A 24,245-nucleotide genomic window follows, 5' to 3' on the forward strand; every position below is an offset into this window, starting at 1 on the left:
ATCCCGTGCGCGACGGCGCTCGCGCATCCGGGACGCGTGACCGTCCTGATTTCCGGCGTGGAGGACATCACCCTGCTCATCGCCGGGCACGCCCGCGTGGTGGTGCGGAAGGTGTGACGTCGTGGTTCCGGGCCGGGGGCCGAGGGTGCCTGGGGGCACGGCGGAGTACAGCCGGCTGCCTCGGCGGGCAGTGGTCGCCGGCCGGATGACCGCGGTGCGCCCCCCTCACTCCAGATGCGTGATGACCTGTGTGTGGAAGCGGTCCACGGCCTCGTCCACGCTGCGGATGAAGCCGGTTTCGGCGGAGCCGCGTCCCGTGCCCATGCTCTTGAAGAGGGAGAGGCGGAAACCGGTGATCTCCGCGCCGTCCTTCGGCAGGAGGTCGGCCGGTTCGGGACGAAGTCGCTCCAGCGTGCCCCGCGAGCCGATTCCCGACCCCGCGACCAGCGTTTCGATGTGGAGGTCCGCCGGAGCAGCCGCCAGTCGGCGAATGAGCCGCTTGGCCCTGGTGAGGGGATAACCCTCCTGGGCCGACGGCAGCTCGATCGACGTACGCAGTTTGCCCGTGCGCAGATCAGCGGTGATGGCGAGGATTCCGGGCGTGTCCTCCATGCGGAGCTCGGCGTGCAGCCGCCCTTCCAGGCAGAGTCGGTCCGCCATTTCGGCACGGCGGGTACGCGGATCCGTCCCACGCTTGGCGCGTTGGACGGGCAACACCTTCTGGCCGAGCTCACCACCCAGACGTAGACAGACCTGCCTGATCAGTCGTTCCCAGCTCTCGGTGACCTCCGTGGCCCGCGAATCACCCTGGCAGAGGGTTTCGTTGTCGATCCCATTGCGCACCGGCACCCATGCCGACCCCATGTTCTGGAATCCGTGGCACCCCGAGTTGTCGTGCTGGAGATAGTGGAGCAGTTCCTGCAAGAGCCATGCGTGTGCGGCGTTGCCCACGCCTTCGTGGCGAATCAACATCTGCGCCTGGTGGGCGACTTCGGCCCAGGAAAGGTGCCAGAGAGCCACTTTGTGCTTGCGTCGGCCATCGATCTTGACGCCGACCAGCGGACTGCCCTCCAGCGCGACATCGTTGGACAGCGTGATCACGGCCTCATAACCGCGCCGCGCGGCGATGTCGGCGTAAGCCTGCACCTGGTCGGACCTGAGGGGGTTGCCGTTGGTCTTCGTCTCGATCAGAGCGGTCCACAGCTTGCCGGCACGCTCGACGCGCACGACACCGTCCGGACGCCTCGGAGAGTCGCCATGCGGCAGGGAGACCTCTGTGAACGTCTCCATGCGTCCAGCCGGTGCTCCGAAGCCGGCGGTGAGGCGACGACCGAATTCCGGCACTTGGGCCATCACCGACAGCAGTACCGACGTGGCGCGCGTTTCGCGTTCCCGATCGCTCTTGAGCGCCGTGACAGGGGAGAGCCGGGCGGTCTTCCAGGACTCGTTCTCGGCGAGGGACGTCTTCGTCGTCTTCGGGAGGGTGACCTTCTTCTTCGCGGTGCGTGGTCGTGAGGAGCGTTGGGGAACTGGCCGTTCCCGGGGGTTGATTTCGGCCGCCCTCGGTGAGGGAACGGGCTTGGGTGCTTGCGGCACCGGCGGTGCCACCGGGCTCGCGTCATCCTGATCCGGTCCGGTGTCCTCTTCGGTGGGGCCTTCCCCGGCGTCGTCGTCGATGTCGACCCCGAAGTCCGTGGCAAGGCCGACCAGACCGGACTCGTATCCCTGGCCCACCGCGCGGAATTTCCATGTCCCGGCCCGCCGGTAGAGCTCTCCGAAAATAAAGGCACTCACCACGCCCGCGTCCTCGATACGGAACCGGACCAGTCCCTCTCCAGCGCCGTCGACGAGTGACAGGCACAGGTCGTCGAGCTCACCGAAGTGGGATCCGCCGTACCGGCTTGCGGAGACCACGATCCGCTCGATGTCGGGTGGTACGGCGTCCAGGTCGAAGCTGATGCGGTCCTCGCTCCCGTCGGGAGTGGGGGTCTTGCCGAGAAGCTGGACGCTTCCGTCAGCGGCGACAGGGTTGTTGTAGAAGTAGAAATCGGCGTCACTGCGCACCTTGCCGGTTCCGTTGAGCAAGAGGACGGAGACATCCGCGTCGCCCTCTCCGGTGCTGCTGCTCCAGCTCAGGCTCACCGTCACCGAGCCGACGTCCTCGCTGAGCGCCGACAGGCCGATGTTGGAACCTTTGACCATCGTGTGCATGTGTCCCCCGGATGCACAGCTGCGTCGGGACGCACCCCGGCAGCCAGACGGAAGGCAGTGTGTGGTGCGTCACACGTGCGCCGTTTCCGGGAACCCTAGCGGCCGGAGCGTATGAGGAGAACTGCGAGAAGTGGGAGAGGAAGCCACCCTCGGTAGCTGAATCGGGGCGGTGGGTGCCGGGAAGCCCCTCCGGTTCCCCCGGAAACGAACTCGGCCGTGGCGGTCGCGGCCTGCGGGATGACGGTGGCCGGTGCGCTTCCCGCATCCGCCGCCGAGCGGCCGACGAAGCCGGAGCTCATGGCGGGCTGCGCCTCGGGACTGGGCAAGTGCACGTTCAACGAGCCGAAGCTCGGGGAGGCGTACCTCGGGGCGTTCCGCCAGGTCTCGGACTCGTTGGACAACTGCTCCGGCTCGGACGCCACGCAGAGCATGACGTGGACCGACACCGTCGGTTCGACCGACTCGCTCGGCGCCTCCGTCACCGCGGGCGGCAAGATCGCGGGCATAGTGGACCTGAGTGTGACGGCGACTCACAGCCACAGTTGGGGGCACTACTACTGGTTCTTCCCGGACACGATCACCGGGCCGGCCGAGAAGGCACGGAGGGCAGGAGCAACGCGGTGGTGGTGAAAGAGCCGCAAGAGGACGGACGCGGAGAAGCGGTCCTGTTCCGCCGACGCGGACCACCGGGGCCGGGCGTTCGTACAGCGGCGCTGAGGGGAGGCACGCGCGGGGGCCGGCGCCGTGCGGGGCGCCGGCCCAGGGGCGGGATCAGCCCTCCGGGTACCTCCGGGGCGTCCAGGCCACCGTGTCGCCGTCGCCCCTTCGGACCGCCTGGGTCTGGGAGGAGCCGATGAGCAGGAGGGTGCGCATGTCCACCTCCGCCGGGTCCAGGTCCGCAAGGGGCAGGACGCGGACGGATTCCTCCGGGCCGCCCACGTCGCGGGCGACGACCACCGGGGTGTCCGGGGCGCGGTGCTCCAGGAGGAGTTCGCGGGCCTTGGCGACCTGCCAGGTGCGGCTGGCGGAGCCCGGGTTGTAGAGGGCGAGGACCAGGTCGGCGGCGGCCGCGGCGGCGAGGCGCCCGGCGATGACGTCCCAGGGCTTGAGGCGGTCCGACAGGGAGATCGTCGCGTAGTCGTGGCCCAGCGGGGCGCCCGCCTTCGCGGCGGCGGCGTTCGCGGCGGTCACGCCCGGCAGGACGCGGACCGGGACGTCCAGGTACGGGTCCTGCGAGGCGACCTCCAGGACCGCCGTGGCCATGGCGAACACGCCCGGGTCGCCGCCCGACACCACCGCCACCCGGCGCCCGCGCCGGGCGAGGTCCAGGGCGAACTCGGCGCGCTCCGACTCGACCTTGTTGTCGGAGCCGTGCCGCTCCTGCCCGGGGCGCACCGGGACGCGGTCCAGGTACGTGGTGTAGCCCACCAGGTCGGTCGCCGAGGCGAGCGCACCGCGCGTCTCGGGCGTGAGCCACAGCGGCCCCGCCGGGCCGGTGCCGACGACCACGACCTCGCCCCGGTCGGGCGCGGCCGGCGCGGCGTCGATCCGGGACGGGAGCACCGCCACGGAGAAGTACGGCACCGACTCGGGGTCGACGTCCGCGAGGGCACCCGTGCGTTCGCCGGCCATCGTGGCCCGCTCCACGTAGTGCGCGTCCTGAAGGCGCCCGGCCCGTTCCAGGGCGCGCCGCACGGTCGGGAAGGTGCGGCCGAGCTTCATCACGACCGCCGAGTCGGTGGCCGCCAGACGGGCCGTCAGCTCCTCCTCCGGCAGGGTGCCGGGGATGATCGTCAGGATCTCCTCCGCCTCGCACAGCGGCTTGCCCAGGCGGGCCGCCGACGCGCTGACCGAGGTGACGCCCGGGATGACCTCGGTGTCGTACCGGTGTGCCAGCCGCTTGTGCATGTGCTGGTACGAGCCGTAGAAGAGCGGGTCGCCCTCGGCGAGGACGGCCACCGTGCGGCCCGCGTCCAGGTGCGCGGCCAGCCGTGCGGAGGCCTCCTCGTAGAAGTCGTTGAGCGCGCCCCGGTAGCCGCCCGGGTGGTCGGTCGTCTCGACCGTCAGCGGGTACATCAGGCGCTCTTCGACGTGGTCCTCGCGGATGTGCTCGGCCGCGATCGAGCGGGCGATCGAGCGGCCGTGCCGCGCCGAGTGGTACGCGATGACGTCGGCGGCCGCGATGGCCCTCACCGCCGCCACGGTCATCAGGTTCGGGTCGCCGGGGCCGAGGCCCACGCCGTACAGCTTGCCGCTCATGCCTGGATCTCCGCCTCGTGGGCGATCGCGTTGATCGCCGCCGCTGCCATGGCGCTGCCGCCCCGCCGCCCGCGCACCACCAGGTGCTCCAGGCCCGGGAACGCCGCCAGCGCGTCCTTGGACTCGGCCGCCCCGATGAACCCGACCGGTATGCCGATCACCGCCGCCGGGCGCGGCGCGCCCGCCTCGATCATCTCCAGGAGCCGGAACAGCGCGGTCGGGGCGTTGCCCACCGCGACGACCGCCCCTTCGAGCCGGTCGCGCCACAGTTCCAGCGCGGCGGCGCTGCGCGTGGTGCCGAGTTCGGCGGCGAGCGCCGGGACGGACGGGTCGGAGAGCGTGCAGATCACGTCGTTGTCCGCGGGCAGCCGCTTGCGGGTGACGCCGCTGGCGACCATCTGCGCGTCGCACAGGATCGGCGCGCCGGCGCGCAGCGCCTCGCGGGCGCGGGCCACCACGTCCGGCGTGTACGCCAGGTCGTGGACGAGGTCGACCATGCCGCAGGCGTGGATCATCCGCACGGCGACCTGGCTGACGTCGGCCGGCAGGTCCGCGAGATCCGCTTCGGCGCGGATCGTGGCAAAGGACTGGCGGTAGATCTCCGCCCCGTCCTTCTCGTAGTCGAACACTCTGCTCTCGCTCATCTCGTCGATCCTTGTACGGTCATCTGGTAGGCGCCTTCGGCGGTCGCCACCATGTCGGTCCACGTGCCCTGCGGGTGGCCGCAGCGGCGGGCGCACCCCGACCAGTGGACGGGCAGCGCACCCTCGCGGGGCCGTGCGTCGGCCCGTACGTCGGACAGGGACTTGGCGCAGCCGGGGCGGCCGGTGCACGCGGTGACGCCGATCCAGGGGGAGTCGGTACGGGTGAGGAACCCGGCCTCGCCGAGGGCGCGCAGCCGCTCCTCGGCCGAGGCCCGGTCGGCGAAGCGCGGCAGCACGAAGCCGCGCCAGGGCGTGACCCGTACCTCCTCGGCGGGCAGCAGCGCCCGGAACTGCGCCGAGGTCACCCGGCCGAGGCGGGCCAGGACGGAGACCGTGTCGTCGCCGATCACGCCGGGCGGGGGTGGCCCGCTCGGGGCGCGCACGGAGTCCGGTACGGGCTCCGCCGCGATGGCCGCGCGCCGCAGGTGTCCCGTCACGTCCACGTCCTGCCCCGGCGGCAGCTCCCGTACCCGCCACGCGCCCGTGCCCGCCTCCCGGGCGGCCGCGAGGAACGCCTCCGCCGCCGCGAGCGCGGCGCGGGGCGCGTCGGCGGCGGCCACGCGGTACGTCCGGTCCGCGACCCGCAGCAGTGGCCCGTCCGCGGCTGCGAGCAACGTCACATCGGGGGACAGGGCCGCCACGTCGCCCCGGCCGTCGTCCACCGCGAAGAGGAAGCGGCCGGACAGTTCGGGCGTCCAGTCCTCGGCGCACAGGAGCTCGTCCAGGCGCGCGGCCCAGGCCTGCACGTCCGGCCCGGCGAGCGGTGAGACGACCATGTTCCTTACGCGTTCGTGGCGTTCGGAGGGGAGGAGGCCCGCCTCGCGCAGCACGTCGGCCAGCCCGAGCCCGCAGCCTTCACCGAGTCCCCGCAGTTCGAGGTTGCCGCGCGAGGTGAGGGAGAGGTGTCCGTCGCCCAGGCGGTCCGACGCGTCGGCGAGCAGCAGCACTTGACGCGGCGTCAGCACCCCGGTGGGGAGGCGGAGGCGGGCCAGGGCGCCGTCGTCGGCCCGGTGCAGCCGGAGCGCACCCGGGCAGGCGTCACCGCGGTCCCGTATGTGCGCTTCGCCCCGGTCCTGGGGCTTTGGTGAGCTGGGCGGCATGGCGGCGAGCATACGCGCAGCCTCTACTATGCAGACGGCACAGGGTCCCAGGGCCCTAGGGAGGAAGCCCGGTGCGATTCCGGCGCGGTCCCGCCACTGTGAGCCGAACCCGACAGGTCCGGTAAGTCAGGAACTCCCGCCGTCCTACGAACACCCGGGGCGCGGACACCCCGAGGAAGGCCTGCGCACGCCATGATCCTGCTGTTGTCGCACTCCGACACGGACCTGCTGAGCGCCCGCGCGGCCGGCGGCCCCGTGGAGTACCGGTTCGCCAACCCCGCCCGGCTCCCCCTCGAAGACCTGGACGCCCTCCTCGACGGCGCCGACCTCGTCGTCGTACGCCTCCTCGGCGGCATCCGCGCCTGGGAGGAAGGCCTCCAGGCCCTCCGCGCCACCGGCAAGCCGCTCGTCGTCCTCACCGGCGAACAGGCGCCCGACGCCCAGCTGATGGAGACCTCCACCGTCCCGATCGGCATCGCGGCCGAGGCACACGCCTACCTCGCCCACGGCGGACCGGGCAACCTGGAACAACTCGCCCGTTTCCTCTCCGACACCGTCCTGCTCACCGGCCACGGCTTCGAGCCCCCGGCCGCCGCCCCCACCTGGGGCCCCCTGGAGCGGACCGCGCGGAGCACCACCGGCCCGACGGTCGCCGTGCTCTACTACCGCGCCCACCACATGAGCGGGAACACCGCCTTCATCCACACCCTGTGCGACGCCATCGAGGAGGCGGGGGCGCAGGCCCTCCCCCTGTACGTGGCGTCCCTCCGCGCCCCCGAGCCGGAGCTCCTGGACAGCCTGCGGACGGCCGACGCGGTCATCACCACCGTCCTCGCGGCCGGCGGCACCAAGCCCGCCGAGGCCCAGGCGGGCGGCGACGACGAGTCCTGGGACGCGGGCGCCCTCGCCGCCCTCGACGTACCGATCCTCCAGGCCCTGTGCCTGACCGGCTCGCGCTCCGCGTGGGAGGAGAACGACGAGGGGCTCTCGCCGCTCGACGCCGCCAGCCAGGTCGCCGTCCCCGAGTTCGACGGCCGGCTCATCACCGTGCCGTTCTCCTTCAAGGAGATCGACGCCGACGGCCTGCCCGCGTACGTCGCCGACACCGAGCGCGCCGCCCGCGTCGCCGGGATCGCCGTACGCCACGCCCGGCTGCGCCACATCCCGAACGCCGACAAGCGCCTCGCGCTGGTCCTGTCCGCGTACCCGACCAAGCACTCCCGCATCGGCAACGCCGTCGGCCTCGACACCCCCGCCTCCGCCGTGGCGCTGCTGCGCCGACTGCGGGAGGAGGGGTACGACTTCGGCGACGAGGCCGTGCCGGGCCTGGCGTCCGGGGACGGCGACGAGCTGATCTACGCCCTCATCGAGGCGGGCGGCCACGACCAGGACTGGCTCACCGAGGAGCAACTGGCCAGGAACCCGGTCCGCATCCCGGCCGCCGACTACAAGCGCTGGTACGCCACGCTCCCCGAGGAGCTGCGCGAGAACGTGGAGCAGCACTGGGGCCCGCCGCCCGGCGAGATGTTCCTGGACCGCTCCCGCAACCCGGAGGGCGACATCGTCCTCGCCGCCCTCCGGCGCGGGAACCTGCTGATCCTGATCCAGCCCCCGCGCGGCTTCGGCGAGAACCCGATCGCGATCTACCACGACCCCGATCTGCCGCCCTCGCACCACTACCTGGCCGCCTACCGCTGGATCGCCGCCCGCGCCGAGGACGGCGGCTTCGGCGCCGACGCCATGGTCCACCTCGGCAAGCACGGCAACCTGGAGTGGCTGCCCGGCAAGAACGCCGGCCTGTCCGCCGCGTGCGGCCCCGACGCCGCCCTCGGCGACATCCCGCTGATCTACCCGTTCCTGGTCAACGACCCGGGCGAGGGCACCCAGGCCAAGCGCCGCGTCCACGCCACCCTCGTCGACCACCTGGTGCCGCCGATGGCCCGCGCCGAGTCGTACGGCGACATCACCCGTCTGGAGCAGCTGCTCGACGAGTACGCGCAGATCTCCTCCATGGACCCGTCCAAGCTGCCGGCCATCCGCGCCCAGATCTGGACGCTGATCCAGGCCGCCAAGCTCGACCACGACCTGGGCCTGGAGGACCGGCCGGACGACGACGGGTTCGACGACTTCCTGCTCCACGTCGACGGCTGGCTCTGCGAGGTCAAGGACGCCCAGATCCGCGACGGCCTGCATGTCCTCGGTGGCGCCCCCACCGGCCCCGAGCGCGTCAACCTGGTCCTGTCCATCCTCCGCGCCCGGCAAATCTGGGGCGGTACGCAGTCGCTGCCCGGCCTCCGCGAGGCCCTCGGGCTGGACGAGTCCGCCGCGACCCGTACCACCGCCGACGAGGCGGAGGCCAAGGCCCGCGCCCTGGTCGAGGCGATGGAGGCCGCCGACTGGAACCCGGCCGCCGTCGCCACCGTCGCCGAGGGTCACGGCGAGCAGGTGGCCGCGATCCTCGACTTCGCCGCCCGCCAGGTCGTCCCGCGCCTCACCGCCACCACCGACGAGCTCGACAACGCCGTCCACGCCCTGAACGGCGGCTTCGTCCCGGCAGGCCCCTCGGGCTCGCCGCTGCGCGGCCTGGTCAACGTCCTGCCGACCGGCCGCAACTTCTACTCCGTCGACCCCAAGGCCGTCCCCTCCCGCCTCGCCTGGGAGACCGGCCAGGCCCTCGCCGACTCCCTCCTGGAGCGGTACCGCACCGACAACGGCGAATGGCCCACCTCCGTCGGCCTGTCCCTGTGGGGCACCAGCGCCATGCGCACCGCCGGTGACGACGTCGCCGAGGCGCTCGCCCTCCTCGGCATCCGCCCCGTCTGGGACGACGCCTCGCGCCGCGTCACCGGCCTGGAGCCCATCCCGCTCGCCGAGCTGGGCCGTCCGCGCATCGACGTCACGCTGCGCATCTCGGGTTTCTTCCGCGACGCGTTCCCGCACACCATCGGGCTCCTGGACGACGCCGTACGCCTCGCCGCCTCCCTCGACGAGCCCGACACCGACAACTACGTACGGGCCCACGCGCAGGCCGACCTCGCCGAGCACGGCGACGAACGCCGCGCCACCACCCGGATCTTCGGCTCCCGGCCGGGCACGTACGGCGCGGGCATCCTCCAGCTGATCGACTCGCGCGACTGGCGCACGGACGCGGACCTCGCCGAGGTGTACACGGTGTGGGGCGGTTACGCGTACGGGCGCGGCCTCGAAGGCAAGCCCGCCCGCACCGAGATGGAGACGGCGTACAAGCGCATCGCGGTGGCGGCGAAGAACACCGACACCCGCGAGCACGACATCGCCGACTCGGACGACTACTTCCAGTACCACGGCGGCATGGTCGCCACCGTCCGCGCGCTCAAGGGCACGGCTCCCGAGGCGTACATCGGCGACTCGACCCGCCCCGAGACGGTCCGCACCCGCACCCTCGTCGAGGAGACCTCCCGCGTCTTCCGCGCCCGTGTGGTCAACCCGCGCTGGATCGAGGCGATGCGCCGCCACGGCTACAAGGGCGCGTTCGAGCTGGCCGCGACCGTCGACTACCTCTTCGGGTACGACGCCACCACCGGTGTCGTCGCCGACTGGATGTACGACAAGCTCACCGAGACGTACGTCCTGGACCCGGAGAACAAGGCCTTCCTCCAGGAGGCCAACCCGTGGGCCCTGCACGGCATCGCCGAGCGGCTGCTGGAGGCGGAGTCGCGCGGCATGTGGGAGAAGCCCGACCCGCAGGTGCTGGAGGCGCTGCGGCAGGTGTACCTGGAGACCGAGGGCGACCTGGAGGACAAGTGACCCTCACGGTGGGCGGCGAGGACAAGGAACTGTCCGCGCGCCTCGACAGGGAGCTGACGGCCTTCAACCAGGCCGCCACCGGTGCCTCGGACGAGGCCGAGCTGTCGGTGCGGGCCACCGACGACGACGGCGAGATCATCGGCGGCCTCACCGGCTGGACGTGGGGCGGGCTCGGTGGCGTCAGCATGCTGTGGGTCCGCGACGACCAGCGCGGTACCGGGCTCGGGACGAAGCTGATGCGCGCGGCGGAGGACGAGGCCCGGCGGCGCGGCTGCGACCGCATGATCGTGTCGTCGTTCTCGTTCCAGGCGCCGCCCTTCTACCGGCGCCTGGGGTACGTCGAGACCGGCCGCTCCGAGGGCATCCCCGGCGGGAACGTGGACGTCCACTTCTCCAAGTCGCTGGAGCCGTCCGCCACGGCGGCCTTCCAGCTGGCCGTGCTGCTGGACTACCCGGCCGACGCGCCGGCGGACGCCCAGGCGTACGAGGAGAAGGCGCTGTCCCTGCTCCCGCGTCACGGCGGGCGGCTGGAGCGGCGGCTGCGCACGGCCGACGGGCTGTCGGAGGTCCACCTGCTGAGGTTCCCGTCCGAGGACGCCTACCGCGCCTACCTGGCCGACCCGGACCGTACGCCGGACGGGCGCGTCACCGCGCGGGTGCTGGAGGTCACCGAGGTGTACGGCTGAGCGAGCCGAGGCAGACTCGGCCGTATGTCATCCGTGATCGCTGTGACCGGGGCGAGCGGCCGTGTCGGCGGCCGTGTCGCCCGCCGCCTCGCCGACCAGGGCCTGAAGACCAGGCTGCTGGGCCGTGACCCGGCCCGGCTGCCGGACCTGCCGGGCGCGGTGAGGGCCGCGCCCGCGCCGTACGGGGACGGAGAGGCGATGCGCCGCGCCCTGGACGGCGCCGACACGCTGTTCCTGGTGTCCGCGCACGAGAGCCCCGACCGGATCCAGGAGCACCGCACGGCGATCGACGCGGCGCTGGCGGCGGGTGTCGGGCGGATCGTGTACGTGTCGTTCCTGGGCGCCGCGCCCCAGGCGACGTTCACCTTCGCGCGCGACCACTGGCACACCGAGCGGTACATCGAGGCGCAGGACGTGCCCCACACGTTCCTTCGGGACAGCTGGTACCTCGCGGGGTTCGCGGCGATGGCCGGCGAGGACGGCGTCATCCGCGGCCCGGGGGGCGACGGGCGGGTCGCGGCGGTCGCCCACGAGGACATCGCGGACGTGGCGTCGGCCGTGCTGCTCGGCGGCGGGGAGCACGACGGCGCCACCTACGACGTCACCGGCGAGCAGGCGCTCACCCTCGCGGAGGCGGCGGAGGAGCTGTCGCGCGCGTCCGGCCGCCCGGTCCGCTACGTCCCCGAGACCCGTGCGGAGGCCTATGCCTCACGCGAAGGGTACGGTGCCGACCACTGGGAGGTCACCGGCTGGGTCACCTCCTACGAGGCGATCGCGGCGGGCGAGATGGGCACGGTCGCCGACACGGTCCGCCGCCTGGCCGGCCACGCCCCCATGACACTGCGCGAGTACCTCGCGGCCCACCCGCGCTCCTATGCCCATCTGGTGTGACGGCTTCAGTCCTCACCGAGGACGATGTTCCCCTCGCCCGGGGTGCCTTGGGTCTCGGCGTCGGCAACGGCCGGCTGGTACATGCGGATACGGCCCCGGAGCTCGCGGCTCGTTCCGAGGGGCGTTTCAAGGGCGGTCGTGACCCGCTTCTTCGGCCCGTCGCTTCTGGTGGGGACTGGTTGCGTGTTCATACAGTCCGAGTACCCGCCCAACAAGGACGAAACGGACGCGTGTCGGGCGCCGTGCTACATCGTTCGATGGAGCGCCGGTTCGTCTGCGCTCATGACGTTTTCGGCGTGGGCCGCCGGGACGCTGGAGGCATGACCGAGACCCTTGGCGCTCCCGTACGGACCACGACGCAACGCCTCGCCCTCCTCGACGTGCTGCGCGGGGTGGCGATCCTCGGGACGCTCATGACGAACGTATGGGTGTTCACCGGGCCGGGGGCCGAGTGGGGTGTGCTGCAGGGATCGCTGGCGGAGACGTCGTTCGGGTCGTTCCCGGGCGCCGCCGAGAGTGTGTTCCGGATGCTGGCGGACGGGAAGTTCCTGTCGATGCTGACGATCCTGTTCGGGGTCGGGCTGGCGATCCAGTACGGCTCGGCGGCCCGGCGCGGGCAGCCGTGGCCGGGGCGCTACAAGTGGAGGGCGCTGTTCCTGTTCGCGGAGGGGACCGTGCACTTCGTGCTGGTCTTCGCGTGGGACGTGCTGATGGGGTACGCCGTGACCGCGCTGCTCGTCGCCTGGCTGCTGACCCGCTCGGAGCGGGCGTGGCGGCGGGTGATGTGGTGGGCGGCCGGGCTGCACCTGACGGTGATCGGGCTGCTGACGGCCGCCCTGGCGTCGGCCTCGTCGCCGGGCGGCGGCGTCTCGCGGCAGGTCGTCGACCTGTACGCGCACGGGAGCTGGGCGGAGCAGATCGCCTTCCGGCTCGAGAACGCGATCGCGCTGCGCATGGAGCCGGTCCTGACGTTCTGCCTGCTGCTGTTCCTCTTCCTGCTGGGCGTACGGCTCTTCCGGGCGGGCGCTTTCGGGACGGACGGGGCGGCGCGGCGGATCCGGGCGCGGATGCTGGCGTGGGGACTGGGGCTGGGCGTCCCGCTGAACGTGGCGGTGGCGCTGGGCGGTTCGGACCTCTTCCTGCTGGGGCGGTACGGGGCGGCGCCGTTGATGGCGGTCGGGTACATCGGGCTGATCGGGGCGGCCGTGGACCGCGTCCGGCGCCCGGGACCGCTGATGGACGGGCTGACGTCCGTGGGGCGGATGGCGCTGTCGGGTTACGTCGCGCAGAACGTGATCTGCATGCTCGTCTCGTACGGCATCGGCCTCGGCCTGGCGTCCGAGCTCGGCGGGGCGTGGCGGCCGTGGTGGGTGATGGGACTGTGGGCGGCGGTGTCGGTGGTGCTGCTGGTGGGCTCCACGCTGTGGCTGAGCCGCTTCTCGACCGGCCCGCTGGAGTCCGTGCAGAAATGGGCGCTGCGGCGGTAGTCAGCCCAGCCGGCGTACGGCGTCGATGATCAGGTCCCAGAAGGCGGGGGCGTTCACGGCGGTGCCGACGCGGGCGTTGGCGGGGCGGCCGGTGACGCCGTCGAGGTCGACGACCGTGGCGCCCCGTGTGTGGGTGCCGGTCAGTTCGACGGCGACCGGGGCGCGGACCGTGGTGATGAGGTCCGGGTCGATGAGGTGGGCGACGGTCAGCGGGTCGTGCAGGGGCGGGGCGGCAAGGCCGAAGACCTCGCGGTAGGTGGCGCCGAAGTACGTCAGCAGCTCCACGCACAGCCGTGACAGGGGCGTGCCGAGTGCCTCCAGGCGGGTGAGGACGTCGGGGGCGGCCGGGACCTGGTGGCTGACGTTCAGGCCGATCATGGTGACGTCCAGCCCGCTGGAGAACACGATGTCGGCGGCCTCCGGGTCGGCGGCGATGTTGAACTCGGCGGCCGGGGTGCGGTTGCCCCGTCCGGTGGAGCCGCCCATCAGCACGATCCGGTCGACCCGGTCGGCGGCCAGGTCCGGGTGGGCGAGCAGGAACGCGGCGACGTTGCTGAGCGGGCCGGTCGGGACGAGGGTCACGGGGGCGGGGTGGGCGAGCAGCGTTTCGCGCAGGAGCGTGATCGCGTCGCGCGGGTCGAGCGGGACGGCCGGCTCGCCGAAACCGGGGCCGTCGAGGCCGGACTCGCCGTGGATGTTCCCGGCCACGATCCCGGTCCCGTGCAGCGGCCGCGCCAGCCCGGCGGCGATCGGTACGCCCTCGATCCCGGCGACCGTGCACACCCGGCGGGCGTTGAGCGCGGTCCGGTCGACGGTGGCGTTGCCGGCGACGGTGGTGATCGCGAGGAGCTCGATGGCGGGGTGGGCGGCGGCCAGCAGGATGTTGAAGGCGTCGTCATGGCCGGGGTCGCAGTCCAGGATCACGGGGATGGGCGTCATGAGGGCAGTGTGACGCGACGGACGTCGCACCGGCAGCCGAGTACGACACCGAGCCCGGCGGCCTCCCGCCGTGAGTCACCGCTCGGCACGGCGGCGGACCAGCCAGAGCGTGGCCGCCGCCACGCAGGCCGAGCCGACGAAGGTGAGGGGGAGGAAGAGGTGCGGGCCGTCGCCGTGGCCCGCGTCCGGCAGGGTGGCGACGGAGACGGCGGCGGTCGGCGGAACGGAGCGCGGGGCGGAGTGCGGGGCGGGAGGCGCCGGCGGGGCGGCCGCCTGGACCGGGAGGGTGGCGCGCGGGGGCAGCAGGGAGCCCACCGGGCGGGCGTGCGGGGCCGCCGCGAACCCCCAGTCGAGCAGGTCGCGGGCCTCCTCGTACACGGCGTACGCCCCGCCCCGGCGGGGGTTCATCACCGAGACGACCAGCGTGCGCGGGCCCTTGCGGGCGGCGGCGATCAGGGTGTGGCCGGCGTTGGTGGTGTAGCCGTTCTTGATGCCGAGGATGCCCGGGTAGCGCCGCACCCCGTCGGCTCCGGTGAGCAGCCGGTTGGTGTTGCGGATGCCGTACGACCAGCGCCCGGCGGGGAACTTGGCGTACGCCGTGGCGGCGTAGCGGGCGAAGTCCGGGTTCCGCAGCCCCGCGCGGCCGAAGACCGCGAGGTCGTACGCGGACGAGACCTGACCGGGCGCGTCGTACCCGTCGGGGGACACCACCCGGGTGTCGTGGGCGCCCAGCGCCCGGGCGGTGGCCTGCATCTTGCGGGCGGTGGCCTCCCACCCGCCGCCCAGGCCCGCCAGGACGCGGACGGCGTCGTTGCCGGAGCTGAGGAAGACCCCCCGCCACAGGTCGGCGATCCGGTAGGTGACCTCCTCGCGGACGCCCACCAGGCTGCTGCCGTCCCCGATGCCCCGCAGCTCGTGCTCGCTCACCGTGTGCTGCCGTTCGGCCGGCAGGCCGGGCAGCGAGGCCAGCGCGAACAGCGCCTTCAGCGTGGAGGCGGGCGGCAGGCGCCGGTGGGCGTCGTGGGCGGCCAGGACGTCACCGGTGACGGCGTCGGCGATCAGCCACGACCGGGCGGACAACCGGGGCGGCGCCTTCACGCCGGGCGGGAGGCGCACCTGGGTGCCGGGGCGGTGCAGCAGCGCCGGGTCCACGCGCACGGTGGCGGGCGGCGGCACCGGCTCGACGGGGCGCGGGGCGGCGGCCGGGCCGGCCGGTGCGGACGGCAGCAGCAGAAGGGCGGCCACGAGCGAACTGACGATCATTCAGCCACGGTAAGAACGGGACGGACCGGACGCAGGGTGGTGTGCGGCCGACCGGAGTACCGCGGGTCGCCCCGTCACTCGCATTACTCCCGTTTCCCGGGGCACCTGAGAGGGGGCCTGACGTCACCCATCCCTCTGGAGGAACGACATGAACGCGGTCCTGCGCGACAAGGTCTTCATGCGGCTTCTCTCGCCGGACGGCCAGGAGCTTCCCGTGCTGGCGCACCTGACCTACGACGTGCGGGACCCGTACGCGGTCACGGTCGGCTTCACCCACGGCGGGTTCGTGTACGCCGAATGGCGCCTGGACCGCGACATGCTGCGGGACGGCATGGCACACCCGGTCGGCGAGGGCGACGTACGGATGTGGCCGGTGCTCAACGGCACCCGTGAGGAACTGCGCATCGAGCTGGCGCACGCCGCCGTGTTCACCGTGTGGGTGCCGTCGCTGCGGCGCTTCCTGGAGCGGACCTACGAGGAGGTCCCGGCGGGCCGGGAGCGCCTGGAGGACCTGGACGCGTTCCTGGCGGAGCTCCTGGCCGCGGGCTGACCGGATCCGGTGGCGCGCCGGCTCACAGCAGCCAGGCCGCCGCGGCCGTCGCCGCGCCCAGCGACGCGCCCGCCACGGTCTGCGCCACCGTGTGGTACCGCAGCGCCACCCGTGACCAGCACACGGCGGTGGTCATCGCGTACGCCGCCAGCCACCAGGGTGAGTGGACGACGGAGAGCAGGGCCACGACGGCGGAGGCGACGGCCGAGTCGACCGAGATCTTCCAGACGGTGTTGACGGTCAGCAGCCCGACCGTCATCACCCACAGCGCCAGCATCGCCACGAGGATCCCCGTCGGGGCGTGGCCGAGGACCATGACCGCCGAGCCCGTACCGATGGATCCGAGGATCACGAAGAAGATCGGTGCGCGCTTCGTGCGGTCGACGACGTGCCGGTCACCCCAGGTGCCGCGGGCCCGTTCCCACTCGATGTACCCGGCCGGGACCAGCCCCGCGCACAGCGCGCCGAGGAGGCCCCACAGCAGTCCGGACCAGTGACCGGCCGCCGCCCAGCCGATGGCGGGCATACCGACCAGCAGGACGTTGCGGGGCTGGAAGACATCGGTGACCGTACGGGCGGTGGCGGTGACCGTACGAGCGGTGGCGGTGGCGGTGGCGGTGGCGGTCGCGGTCTCGGTGGCGGTGGTGCGGCCGGAGGAGCGGTTCACGCGGTCCGCTCCGCGGGTGCCAGGAGGGCGCGTGCCCGGTCGCCGTCGGTCCTGCGGTACGCGGCCGCCACCCGTACCAGCCACGCCACCTCGTCGTCCTGGTCGGTGGCGTGCCTCTGCTCGACGGCCGCGGCCTTCCCGGCGGGCGCTCCGTCCGCCTTGGCGGCGAGGGCCGCCTTGATCCAGTACGCGTCGGCGAGCGGGCCGGGCCCGCCCGCGGCGGCCGCGGCCGCGCCGACCAGGGCGTCGGGCACGTAGTGGCGCAGCTTCTCGACGGCGTCGGCGATGTCGGCGGCCCACCGGTCGACGCGCAGGTCGGCGGGGGTGTCGAAGCGGGTCAGTTCCCGCAGGAGCGAGGCCGGCGGCTCGAAGGGCTGGTCGGGGAAGGCGGTCATCAACTCACGCCACAGCGGGTGCAGTTTCGCCTGCGCCCGCCACAGCCTGGCCCGCCGCCAGCCCGTGCGGCAGGCGGGGATGGACGCGCCCACCGCGAAGAGCGCGAACAGCACGATCTGCGCCAGCTCGGTGGCCTTGTCGAAGGTCCGGGCGAAGCCCTGGCCGGGGTGGTGGACGACACTGACCCACATGAACACCGTCCGGCTGACGGTGTAGCCGACGCCGATGAACATGGCGGCGGTCATCATGCCGAGCCCGACCCGCAGGTGCCGCAGCCGCGCGTTGCCGGTCGCCAGTGCCCACTGGTACGCGCAGACGGCGGACGCCGCGCCCAAGTACAGGTAGAACACGCTCATGTAGAGGGCGGCGCCCCACTGCCCGGCGTGGTCGGAGACGAACCGGTCGGAGGGGACGGACCGGTCGACGACCGTGAAGAACAGCACGGTCAGCAGGATCAGCGTCGCGACGGAGGCCTTCGCCGCCACGTGCTGGACCGTCCGCGCGAACCGCACGTGCCGCGGCACGGTGCCGTCCTCCGGGTAGTGGCCGTAGATGGCGACGATGTAGCTGAGGATCGCCAGGATCGCGAGGGTCGACGTGTAGTGCTTGATGAGCACGGCGAGGTCGACGACGGGGCTGGTGTTGAGCGCGGTGCGCACGGCCTCGGTCTTGGTCCACAGGGCGGCGGCGAACCCGGCGTAACAGCCCCACAGCGCCCGGCGGCGCCGGTCCTCCTCGTCGCCCCACAGGGCGGCCGGCATGCGCCACAGGGCGACGGCGGTCATCAGGCCGGCTATGAGGTAGCCGGCGAGGTCGAGCGAGGTCACGCGGAATCCTTGGGGTGACGTCGGAACGGGCCGCGCCGCCGGTGGGCCACGGGCCGCGACAGGGAGTTGGCGAGCCGTCCCACCATGTCGTCGCTGGTCATGTCCCGTGCCATCCGGGGTATCAGCGAGGCGCCGAACTCGGCCACCCGCTCGTCGTGCGTGTCGTACTGCGCACGGGCCTGGACGGTGCCGCCGGAGGCGAGCACCCGGGAGATCAGCGAGGTGTCGAACACGGGCAGGAGACGGCGCAGTTGCTCGGCGTCCAGGGTCGTGCCGTGGTCGAACCACTCGTGGCACAGCTCGTGGAGGATGACGTGCTGGGTCTGGTACGCGGTGGGCCGCCGGCGGTACAGGACGACGCTGGTGGTGCCGGAGGCGAGGCGCAGCCCGCAGGCGGCGTTGACGCGCGCCAGCCGGTCGGGCAGTTCCCGCAGGACGATGGTGCGGCCCCGGGCGGCCTCCATATTGGCCACCAGCCCTTCGATGGTGAAGGGCGCCGGGATGGGAAGGCCGGCGAGTCCGGCTTCGCACTCTTTCCGCAGCTCGCGCATGGACATGGACGCCTCTTGCCCTCGTGATGATCCGCGATTTTACCGGCCGTCCGGCTGCCCCCGGCCGGAGTCCTTCTGCTTGGTCTCCTCCAGCAGCGCGAGGGCGAACTCCAGCAGTTCCGCCGGAATCCCGTCCTCGTCGTTGCCGCGCGCGGCGACCCCGCTGATTTCCCCGGTGCGCCGTTTCGCGAGGAATTGCAGACCTGCGACGACATCGTCGACGACTTCCGATTCGTCCTTGAAGAACCGCCAGTCGACCCCGAATCCCAGGCCCAGCGCCTTGAGGATGTCCTCGGAGGGGTGGGTGACCTTCCCGGCCAGGATGTTGGAGAAATAGCTGTGGGAGAGGGAGCCGCCGCGCTGTTTCACCAGATCGGCGAAGACGCGTCCCGAGATCTTCTGGCCCGGGAAGGTCTTCTCGACCATGTACTCGACCTTCTGCTGCAACGTCCGCAGTTCGGGCGGGCGCTCTTCGGGAGTGTGCTGCTCGCCGTTGCGCTCTGCGCCGTCGTCCATCGGGGTCCCCACGTCGCGCGGTGTTCGAGTTCGGTCAACGGGCTCGTACTGTAACCGACGCAGAACGTTGGCGCCTTTGCACCAGCGACAAAGCGGAGCATCCCACTCCCGCATCAGAAGAACACTTGCGCAACCACTCTACGTCACTGTTAACTCGAAAAAACACGGGCAGGGGGCCACGAGGGGAGTCCCTTGCCCGTGTATGTCCGTCTGGATATGCCCGGACAGGGGTGTAGCCCATCGCGACGGGGGATGCACGATGGGCTACGTTTCGCATTATGACATCTCGTCAAGGGCTGTGGGCCGTCCTTGGCACCGGCTTTCCGTTCCCGCCCGGTCCGTTCCGGCGAGCGCCCTGGCGTATCGCTCGCTAGCGTGGCAAATCGGACCACGTATGCACGGAGCGGAAAAAGGACGAATCATGGCGGTGCAATCCGAAGGCGTGCCGTGCTGGGCGGACGCGATGTTCGCGGACGTCGAGAGCGCGAAGAGCTTCTACGGCGACGTACTCGGCTGGACGTTCGGCGAGGCGGCGACCGAGTTCGGCAACTACACGGAGGTGTACTCCGACGGCAAGGCCGTGGCGGCCGTCGTGCCTCCGATGCCCGGGGCGGAGGGCCAGTCGGCCTGGTGCCTGTACCTCGCCTCGCCCGACGCGGCGGCCACCGCGCGCAAGATCCAGGACAACGGCGGCGAGATCCTGATGGGGCCGATGCAGGTCTCCGACTTCGGCACCATGGTGCTGGCCCGTGACCCCGGCGGCGTCGTCTTCGGGGTGTGGCAGGCGGGCACCCACGAGGGCTTCCAGGCGATGGGGACGCGCGGCGCGTACTGCTGGGCCGAGGTCTTCACCCGCGAACCGGGGAAGTCCGACGGCTTCTTCCCCGCCGTCTTCCCCTACCGCGCCAAGACGATGGAGACCCCCGAAGGCATCGACTTCCGGGTCTTCCATGTGGGCGACGACCCCGTGCTCGGCCGGATGGAGATGGGGGACGAGTTCCCGCCGGAGGTCCCGCCGTACATCAACGTGTACTTCGGCGTCGACGACTGCGACGCGGCGGTGGCGAAGGCGACCGAGCGCGGCGGCGCGGTGGTGTGGGGGCCGATGGACACCCCGTTCGGCCGGTTCGCGAGCGTGCGTGACCCGCAGGGCGCGACGTTCTCGGTCATCGACATGAGCCGGACGGAGGGCGAGATGCCCGCCATGACCGACGTGCCGTGAGGATCTCCTTCCCCGGCGAGACCCCCGAGTACCGGGCCGCCCGCGACCGGCTCCTCCAGCAGGAGACCGAGCTGCGCCGCGCCATGGAGGCGGTCGCCGCCGCCCGGCGCGCCCTGCCCCCCGGCGGTGAGGTGCCGGAGGACTACGTCTTCCGGGGCGTGGGCCCCGACGGCGCCCCGGCCGACGTACGGCTCTCCGAGCTGTTCGCGCCCGGACGGGACTCGCTGGTGCTCTACAGCTACATGTTCCCGCGCCACCCGCACGACGACCGGCCGGGCCCGGCATCCGGCCGGACCGCCGAGCTCCCCATCGCGGAAGGGCCGTGCCCGTCGTGCACGGCCCTGCTCGACCAGCTCGACGGCGCCGTCGAACACGTCACCCCGCACCTCGCCTTCGCCGTGGTGGCCAGGACATCGCTGGACCGCCTCCTCACCTTCGCCGAGGAGCGCGGCTGGCGGCGGCTGCGGCTGCTGTCCACGGCGGGCAACCGCTACAGCCGCGACTACTTCGCCGAGACGGCGGACGGCTCGGCGATGCCGATGCTGAACGTCTTCCGGCGCGACGGGACACGGATCCGGCACTTCTGGGGGTCGGAGCTGCTCTACGCGCCCACCGACCCCGGCCAGGACCCCCGCCACGTGGGCACCCTGGAACCCGCGTGGAACATGTTCGACCTGACCCCGGAGGGCCGGGGCACCGACTGGGACGAGCAGCTGTCGTACGACTGACGCCGACGCGGGACGGCGCCGGGCCCTCAGTCGCCGGCTCCCCCGCCCAGGGTGCTGGGCGTCACCGCGATCTCCACCTGGGGCGTGTCCGCCGAGGTGGCGTCCGGCGAGAACAGCGCCATCCCGATCAGTACGGCGGTGAAGAAGGCCACGCTCCCGGCGATCAGGCTCGCCACCCGCGGCCGCCGCCTGACGAACTGCCGGGCGCTGCCGACGCCGGTCTGCGCGGGCAGCGCCCGTCGGCCCCGGCCCCCCTGGCGCTCCACGTTCGGCAGCATGTACGTCGTCCCGGCATCGCTCCCCGACGCCCCCGGCAGGGGCGCCGCCGACGGCAGCGGGCCGCCCGGGCGGGTGGGCGCGGAGGCGGGCGCGGCGCGCATCGGCGCCGGGGCGGTGACGTGCGCGGTGGCGTGCGCGGTGGCGTGCGCGGCGGCGGGCGCCGGGCTCGGGTGCGGGAGCGACTGCGCCCGCCCCTGCCAGGCGCCCGAGGCGAACCAGTCGGCGACGTCCTGGGCCGAGGGCCGCTCCTCCGGCTGCTTGGCCAGCATCCCCAGCAGGTAGTTCTCGAACGCGGGCGGCACGTCCACCCCGAGCCGCAGCGGCGGCACCGGCGCGGTGTCGATGTGCTGGTACAGGATCGCCGTCGCCGTGTCGGCGTGGAACGGAGGCCGCCCGGTCAGCAGTTGGTACAGCACGCACCCGAGCGAGTACACGTCCGACGCCGGGCCGGCCGGCCGGCCCAGCGCCCGCTCCGGCGCCAGGTACAGGCTGGTACCGACGATCTGCCCGGCCTGGGTCAGCGCGGCGGCCGGGTCGTCGACGAACCGGGCGATCCCGAAGTCCCCGAGCTTGACCGTCCCGTCCGCGTCCGACATCAGGTTCCCGGGCTTGATGTCCCGGTGCACGATGCCCTGCCGGTGTGCCGACGCCAGCCCCGCCGCGGTCTGCGCGGCGACGGCGGCCACCCGAGGAGCCGTCAGCGAACCGGCGGCCGCCAGCTCCTGCGCCAGGCTGCGCCCCTCCACCAGCTCCATGACCAGGTAGAAGCGGCCTTCCCAGGCCCCGAAGTCGAACACCGCCACCACGTGCGGATGACTCAGCCGGGCCGCCGTCTGGCCCTCCAGCCGGAACCGGGCCGCCGTCTGCGCGTCCGAGTCGTCCCCGAGGAGCAGCTTCATGGCCACCGGCCGGCCCAGCACCTCGTCCGTGGCGCGCCAGACCTCCCCCATCGCGCCGCGGCCGATGGGCGACTCCAACCGGTACCGATCCGCCACCAGCACCCTGTGCACCTGCCTGATTCCGATCGATCCGCCACCCCACCCGACGCCGGCGGAACCAACTGCACCGTACGGATGAGGTGATGGGAGAGTCCGCGACGGCCTCAGGGTACCTACCGCCCGCCGCGCGCACTGCGCCACCATCGGTGTACAACACCGGGATCGACCCGCATCCCGCCGAACCACCCCGGAGTGCCCACGTGTCCCACCAGCCGTCGAAGCCCTTCCTGTACGTCGTCGTCTGCGCGTCCGGAGTCGCCGGTGACGTCGGCAAGCTCATCACCGCCGCGCAGGAGCGGCAGTGGGACGTCGGTGTCGTCGCCACCCCCCTGGCCCTCGGCTTCATCGACACGGCCGCCATCGAGGCCCAGACCGGCCACCCCATCCGCTCCGCCTGGCGGCGCCCCGGAGACCCGCGCCCGCTGCCCGACCCGGACGCCATCGCGGTCGCCCCCGCCACCTTCAACACCCTCAACAAGTGGGCCGCCGGAATATCCGACACCCTCGCACTGGGCATCCTCTGCGAGGCGTACGGCGCCGGCGTCCCCACCGCCGTCCTGCCGTGCCTCAGCACCGCCCAGGCCGCCCACCCCGCCTACCGGCGCAGTCTGGACGCGCTCCGTGAGATGGGCGTCCGCATCGGCACCCAGGATCCGGACCACGTCAAGGCCGGCGGTTTCCGCTGGGAGGAGGCGCTGGATCTGCTGAACGTCCCCGCTGTGAACGCCCGTTGAGCCCTACTCTGGAGCGGGGAGGTGCGGATGAGGGCGCTCGTGGTCGGGGTGGAGTCCTACGAGGCGGGTTCCGCCTGGGACCTTGACGGACCGGTGCGCGACGCACTCGGCTACGTCGGCTGGCTGCGCGAACTCGGCGTACCGGACCGGGACATGACCCTGCTGCTGTCCCCGCTCGCCCGCAACCGGGCGCTCGCCGACGGCGCCGGTCTGCCCCACCGGCCGGCCGACCGGGACACCGTGCACCGGGTGCTGGCGCGGGAGCTGGCCGACGAGCGCAGCGACTGGCTGTTCGTCGCCTGGTCCGGCCACGGTCTCGTCGACGCCGACCGCAACCGGCGGCTGCTGTTCGCCGACGCGGTCCAGCGCGACCTGCGCTGCCTGGACGTCGAGGTCGCCCTCGCCCTGTACCGCTCGGACGGCGCCCCCGGCCACCCGCGCCAGCTGTGGCTCCTCGACGCCTGCCAGACGTACGCCGACGCGGCGGCGGCCTCCGGCGCCCTCCGCCCGGACCCCCTGCCCCGCGCCGCCCCGCGCCAACGGGCCGACCAGTACGCGCTGTTCGCCTGCGGCCCCGGCGAAACCACCCGCAACGGCATGCGCTCCGGCCTCTTCAGCGCCGAGGCGCTCCGCCTGCTGCGCGACCACCCCGACTGGCGCGCGTCCCCCCGGCCGCTCGCCGAGGCCCTGCGCCGCACGTTCGGGAACACCACCTCGCTCTGGTTCGAGGGCGACGGCGAGGCCGCCCGTACCCGTGGCGAACACCCCACGGTCCCGGGCCCCCGGCGCGCGGCACCGCGCCGGAAACTGGAACTGGCCGACAAGCGCCGCCTGCACGACGCACTCGCCGCGGTGGAGGCGATGCGCCGCCCCGAGTCCCGCGGCCAGATCATCGGCCTCCTCCCCGACGTGATGGCGGGCAGCGTCCCCAGGCGGGGAGAGACCCGGCTGGAGATCCTGGGGCTCATCGACACCTGTGTGACCTTCGGTGACGGACTGACCCGCCTGTGGGAGGCGGTGTCCCTGGTGGACCCGGGGACCACCGCCCTCGACGACCTCCTGGAGGTCCTCCAGGACTATCCGGAATGGTTCACCGGGCCGTCCTCGAACGGTGGTTGAGCCTCGGCGATTCGGCCACGGGGCCCTGGAAGGACCACAGGCTGTCCGGTAGCGCATGTTTCCAGCGGTGGGTGCTTAGGACATCATGTAAGGGCGGCGGATCGAACACCGCTCGGACACCGGGGGAGGTCTACGGCAGTGGAAAAGCCGGAAACCGCCATCATGTCGGACCTGCCCGACCTCACGGGCACCTCCCTGGAGGAGCTGCGTTCCCGGCCCGACGAGAGCAGAGCGGTGGCCAAGGCCCGGCTGCTGGCGGACGCGGGACGCGCGGCCGGCAGCATGTCGCCCGGCGGGGAAAACAGCTGGACCGCCTGATGCGCCGGGGGTGC

The 24,245-nt window shown here is 72.7% G+C and carries 23 protein-coding genes and 1 riboswitch; of the genes, 11 read left to right on the forward strand and 12 right to left on the reverse strand.

From position 1 onward, the window contains the following. Positions 1-225 precede the first annotated feature (225 nt). A complete protein-coding gene (locus ABT360_RS05000; protein ID WP_351810805.1) occupies positions 226-2,211 on the reverse strand; it encodes a TerD family protein in 1,986 nt (661 codons plus the stop codon). Between the two features lie 216 nt (positions 2,212-2,427). On the opposite strand from ABT360_RS05000, the gene ABT360_RS05005 reads away from it, so the two are divergent. Continuing rightward, positions 2,428-2,841: a hypothetical protein gene (locus ABT360_RS05005; protein WP_351810808.1), complete on the forward strand. Its 414-nt coding sequence runs from the start codon at positions 2,428-2,430 to the stop codon at positions 2,839-2,841. 141 nt (positions 2,842-2,982) lie between these two features. On the opposite strand, the gene ABT360_RS05010 is transcribed toward ABT360_RS05005, so the two are convergent. From ABT360_RS05010 to ABT360_RS05020, 3 genes are read right to left on the reverse strand one after another with little or no spacing between them, the layout of a single operon-like run. Continuing rightward, on the reverse strand, positions 2,983-4,470 hold the full coding sequence (locus ABT360_RS05010) for a precorrin-2 C(20)-methyltransferase (protein WP_351810811.1): 1,488 nt from the start codon (positions 4,468-4,470) through the stop codon (positions 2,983-2,985). Beyond that, positions 4,467-5,114 carry a precorrin-8X methylmutase gene (locus tag ABT360_RS05015; RefSeq protein WP_351810814.1) on the reverse strand — a complete coding sequence of 216 codons (648 nt, stop codon included), beginning with the start codon at positions 5,112-5,114 and terminating at the stop codon, positions 4,467-4,469. Before ABT360_RS05015 ends, ABT360_RS05010 begins: the two co-directional genes overlap by 4 nt. Next, entirely contained in the window at positions 5,111-6,274 is a 1,164-nt protein-coding gene (locus tag ABT360_RS05020; protein WP_351810817.1) for a cobalamin biosynthesis protein CobG, read from the reverse strand. The genes ABT360_RS05015 and ABT360_RS05020 overlap by 4 nt, the downstream gene beginning before the upstream one ends. Before the next feature lie 23 nt (positions 6,275-6,297). Further along, positions 6,298-6,430: riboswitch (cobalamin riboswitch) on the forward strand. A 36-nt stretch (positions 6,431-6,466) separates the two neighbouring features. Here ABT360_RS05020 and cobN point away from each other — a divergent pair. The 3 genes from cobN to ABT360_RS05035 are packed head-to-tail and all read left to right on the forward strand — an operon-like array spanning position 6,467 to position 11,637. After that, on the forward strand, positions 6,467-10,060 hold the full coding sequence (gene cobN / locus ABT360_RS05025) for a cobaltochelatase subunit CobN (RefSeq protein ID WP_351810820.1): 3,594 nt from the start codon (positions 6,467-6,469) through the stop codon (positions 10,058-10,060). Continuing rightward, a complete protein-coding gene (locus ABT360_RS05030) occupies positions 10,057-10,746 on the forward strand; it encodes a GNAT family N-acetyltransferase (RefSeq protein WP_351810823.1) in 690 nt (229 codons plus the stop codon). Before cobN ends, ABT360_RS05030 begins: the two co-directional genes overlap by 4 nt. Before the next feature lie 24 nt (positions 10,747-10,770). Continuing rightward, on the forward strand, positions 10,771-11,637 hold the full coding sequence (locus ABT360_RS05035; protein WP_351810826.1) for an SDR family oxidoreductase: 867 nt from the start codon (positions 10,771-10,773) through the stop codon (positions 11,635-11,637). A gap of 5 nt (positions 11,638-11,642) precedes the next feature. Here ABT360_RS05035 and ABT360_RS05040 read toward each other — a convergent pair whose 3' ends face one another. Further along, positions 11,643-11,828 (reverse strand): hypothetical protein, encoded by a 186-nt coding sequence (locus ABT360_RS05040; protein WP_351810829.1) that lies wholly within the window; start codon positions 11,826-11,828, stop codon positions 11,643-11,645. Between the two features lie 129 nt (positions 11,829-11,957). Here ABT360_RS05040 and ABT360_RS05045 point away from each other — a divergent pair, with 129 nt between their 5' ends. Then, positions 11,958-13,124: a DUF418 domain-containing protein gene (locus ABT360_RS05045; RefSeq protein WP_351810832.1), complete on the forward strand. Its 1,167-nt coding sequence runs from the start codon at positions 11,958-11,960 to the stop codon at positions 13,122-13,124. Here ABT360_RS05045 and ABT360_RS05050 read toward each other — a convergent pair whose 3' ends face one another. Further along, positions 13,125-14,063 carry a nucleoside hydrolase gene (locus ABT360_RS05050; protein ID WP_351810835.1) on the reverse strand — a complete coding sequence of 313 codons (939 nt, stop codon included), beginning with the start codon at positions 14,061-14,063 and terminating at the stop codon, positions 13,125-13,127. Between the two features lie 75 nt (positions 14,064-14,138). Next, on the reverse strand, positions 14,139-15,326 hold the full coding sequence (locus ABT360_RS05055) for a D-alanyl-D-alanine carboxypeptidase family protein (protein ID WP_351810838.1): 1,188 nt from the start codon (positions 15,324-15,326) through the stop codon (positions 14,139-14,141). Positions 15,327-15,474: 148 nt separating this feature from the next. Here ABT360_RS05055 and ABT360_RS05060 point away from each other — a divergent pair, with 148 nt between their 5' ends. Next, positions 15,475-15,876, forward strand: a complete 402-nt coding sequence (locus ABT360_RS05060; protein WP_351810840.1) for an SsgA family sporulation/cell division regulator — start codon at positions 15,475-15,477, stop codon at positions 15,874-15,876. Positions 15,877-15,898: 22 nt separating this feature from the next. Here ABT360_RS05060 and ABT360_RS05065 read toward each other — a convergent pair whose 3' ends face one another. Genes ABT360_RS05065 through ABT360_RS05080 form a run of 4 tightly spaced genes read right to left on the reverse strand, consistent with a single transcriptional unit; the run spans position 15,899 to position 18,833 of the window. Then, positions 15,899-16,543 carry a hypothetical protein gene (locus tag ABT360_RS05065; protein WP_351810843.1) on the reverse strand — a complete coding sequence of 215 codons (645 nt, stop codon included), beginning with the start codon at positions 16,541-16,543 and terminating at the stop codon, positions 15,899-15,901. Continuing rightward, positions 16,540-17,766, reverse strand: coding sequence for an MAB_1171c family putative transporter (locus tag ABT360_RS05070; RefSeq protein WP_351810846.1), 1,227 nt, complete (start codon positions 17,764-17,766; stop codon positions 16,540-16,542). The genes ABT360_RS05065 and ABT360_RS05070 overlap by 4 nt, the downstream gene beginning before the upstream one ends. Continuing rightward, positions 17,763-18,323 carry a toxin gene (locus ABT360_RS05075; protein ID WP_351810849.1) on the reverse strand — a complete coding sequence of 187 codons (561 nt, stop codon included), beginning with the start codon at positions 18,321-18,323 and terminating at the stop codon, positions 17,763-17,765. The genes ABT360_RS05070 and ABT360_RS05075 overlap by 4 nt, the downstream gene beginning before the upstream one ends. A 33-nt stretch (positions 18,324-18,356) precedes the next feature. Beyond that, positions 18,357-18,833 (reverse strand): hypothetical protein, encoded by a 477-nt coding sequence (locus ABT360_RS05080; protein ID WP_351810852.1) that lies wholly within the window; start codon positions 18,831-18,833, stop codon positions 18,357-18,359. Between the two features lie 421 nt (positions 18,834-19,254). Here ABT360_RS05080 and ABT360_RS05085 point away from each other — a divergent pair, with 421 nt between their 5' ends. Further along, positions 19,255-20,055: a VOC family protein gene (locus ABT360_RS05085; RefSeq protein WP_351810855.1), complete on the forward strand. Its 801-nt coding sequence runs from the start codon at positions 19,255-19,257 to the stop codon at positions 20,053-20,055. Next, the gene (locus ABT360_RS05090; protein WP_351810859.1) at positions 20,052-20,783 is read left to right on the forward strand and encodes a DUF899 family protein; all 732 of its coding nucleotides are present in this window, start codon (positions 20,052-20,054) and stop codon (positions 20,781-20,783) included. The genes ABT360_RS05085 and ABT360_RS05090 overlap by 4 nt, the downstream gene beginning before the upstream one ends. 26 nt (positions 20,784-20,809) lie before the next feature. Here ABT360_RS05090 and ABT360_RS05095 read toward each other — a convergent pair whose 3' ends face one another. Beyond that, positions 20,810-22,063 (reverse strand): serine/threonine-protein kinase, encoded by a 1,254-nt coding sequence (locus ABT360_RS05095; RefSeq protein ID WP_351810862.1) that lies wholly within the window; start codon positions 22,061-22,063, stop codon positions 20,810-20,812. 197 nt (positions 22,064-22,260) lie between these two features. Here ABT360_RS05095 and ABT360_RS05100 point away from each other — a divergent pair, with 197 nt between their 5' ends. The 3 genes from ABT360_RS05100 (at position 22,261) to ABT360_RS05110 (ending at position 24,231) form a co-directional block, all read left to right on the forward strand. Further along, entirely contained in the window at positions 22,261-22,794 is a 534-nt protein-coding gene (locus ABT360_RS05100; RefSeq protein WP_351810865.1) for a flavoprotein, read from the forward strand. Between the two features lie 27 nt (positions 22,795-22,821). Then, entirely contained in the window at positions 22,822-23,913 is a 1,092-nt protein-coding gene (locus ABT360_RS05105; protein ID WP_351810867.1) for an effector-associated domain 2-containing protein, read from the forward strand. Positions 23,914-24,051: 138 nt separating this feature from the next. Then, positions 24,052-24,231, forward strand: coding sequence for a hypothetical protein (locus tag ABT360_RS05110; protein ID WP_351810870.1), 180 nt, complete (start codon positions 24,052-24,054; stop codon positions 24,229-24,231). Positions 24,232-24,245: the final 14 nt, after the last annotated feature.

Origin of the sequence: Streptomyces sp. NPDC000229, assembly GCF_040300825.1 — a bacterium.
Taxonomy (GTDB): Bacteria; Actinomycetota; Actinomycetes; order Streptomycetales; family Streptomycetaceae; genus Streptomyces.

Coding starts and splice junctions, on each gene's coding strand:
- cobN (WP_351810820.1), top strand. CDS start 6,467: ATGATCCTGCTGTTGTCGCACTCCGACACGGACCTGCTGAGCGCCCGC.
- ABT360_RS05075 (WP_351810849.1), bottom strand. CDS start 18,323: ATGTCCATGCGCGAGCTGCGGAAAGAGTGCGAAGCCGGACTCGCCGGC.
- ABT360_RS05045 (WP_351810832.1), top strand. CDS start 11,958: ATGACCGAGACCCTTGGCGCTCCCGTACGGACCACGACGCAACGCCTC.
- ABT360_RS05040 (WP_351810829.1), bottom strand. CDS start 11,828: ATGAACACGCAACCAGTCCCCACCAGAAGCGACGGGCCGAAGAAGCGG.
- ABT360_RS05055 (WP_351810838.1), bottom strand. CDS start 15,326: ATGATCGTCAGTTCGCTCGTGGCCGCCCTTCTGCTGCTGCCGTCCGCA.
- ABT360_RS05050 (WP_351810835.1), bottom strand. CDS start 14,063: ATGACGCCCATCCCCGTGATCCTGGACTGCGACCCCGGCCATGACGAC.
- ABT360_RS05105 (WP_351810867.1), top strand. CDS start 22,822: ATGAGGGCGCTCGTGGTCGGGGTGGAGTCCTACGAGGCGGGTTCCGCC.
- ABT360_RS05010 (WP_351810811.1), bottom strand. CDS start 4,470: ATGAGCGGCAAGCTGTACGGCGTGGGCCTCGGCCCCGGCGACCCGAAC.
- ABT360_RS05080 (WP_351810852.1), bottom strand. CDS start 18,833: ATGGACGACGGCGCAGAGCGCAACGGCGAGCAGCACACTCCCGAAGAG.
- ABT360_RS05060 (WP_351810840.1), top strand. CDS start 15,475: ATGAACGCGGTCCTGCGCGACAAGGTCTTCATGCGGCTTCTCTCGCCG.
- ABT360_RS05015 (WP_351810814.1), bottom strand. CDS start 5,114: ATGAGCGAGAGCAGAGTGTTCGACTACGAGAAGGACGGGGCGGAGATC.
- ABT360_RS05085 (WP_351810855.1), top strand. CDS start 19,255: ATGGCGGTGCAATCCGAAGGCGTGCCGTGCTGGGCGGACGCGATGTTC.
- ABT360_RS05000 (WP_351810805.1), bottom strand. CDS start 2,211: ATGCACACGATGGTCAAAGGTTCCAACATCGGCCTGTCGGCGCTCAGC.
- ABT360_RS05020 (WP_351810817.1), bottom strand. CDS start 6,274: ATGCCGCCCAGCTCACCAAAGCCCCAGGACCGGGGCGAAGCGCACATA.
- ABT360_RS05035 (WP_351810826.1), top strand. CDS start 10,771: ATGTCATCCGTGATCGCTGTGACCGGGGCGAGCGGCCGTGTCGGCGGC.